The following is an 861-nucleotide window of genomic DNA, read 5'->3' on the forward strand; positions in this document are numbered from 1 at the left end:
TCTTGCATGCGAGACACGTAATCATCAAGCGATACGTTCTGAGCGCTGTCGCCGTTTGTCGTCGCGAAGCGAAGTAACTTAGCAAGTTTTTCTTTATTAGAAAGATCTTCGCCAATACCTTCTTTAATTACCTGGCCAAACTCATCCCAGAATGATTGATATTTCTCAGCATCGTTCTTGGCCATTTTGGTCAGAGTATCAAGCACACGCTTAGTCAGTGCTGTACGCAAGCTATCAACAGTCTTATCGCTTTGAAGAATTTCACGAGAAACGTTCAAACTTAAATCACGCGTATCAACAATACCTTTTACAAAACGAAGGTAGAGAGGCAGGAACTGCTCTGCTTCATCCATAATAAAAACGCGCTGTACGTATAGCTTTAAGCCACGAGGAACTTCACGGTTGTACAAATCAAACGGTGCTTTTGCAGGAATATAAAGCAAGCTTGTGTAATCGAGCTTACCTTCAACACGGTTATGGGCCCATGTTAGCGGATCCTGGAAGTCATGCGAGATATGCTTATAGAAAGACTTGTAATCATCTTCAGAGATTTCTGATTTTGACAATGTCCATAGTGCCGTCGCTTCGTTAATTGCCTCGTCTTCAGGTTCTTTCTGCTCTTCGCCTTCTGCCGCTGGCATTGGCTCAGACTTCATAATGACCGGGAAAGAAATATGATCCGAGTACTTCTTAACAAGACTGCGTAAGCGCCAGCCATCAGCAAACTCAGACTCTTCTTCTTTCAAATGCAGAACAATAGAGGTTCCACGTGCCGTGCGCTCAACTGTTTCAATCGTGAACTCACCCTCACCTTCAGAACTCCAGTGCACGCCCTGCGCAGCATCTGTGCCTGCGCGACGG

At 45.2% G+C, this 861-nt stretch carries 1 protein-coding gene; it reads right to left on the minus strand.

Translation table 11 applies throughout. The annotated features are described in order from the left end of the window. Positions 1-861 (minus strand): molecular chaperone HtpG (gene htpG / locus A3762_RS03190; RefSeq protein ID WP_082868906.1); only part of this gene is annotated, 861 nt, incomplete at both ends.

This window comes from Oleiphilus sp. HI0125, from assembly GCF_001635355.1.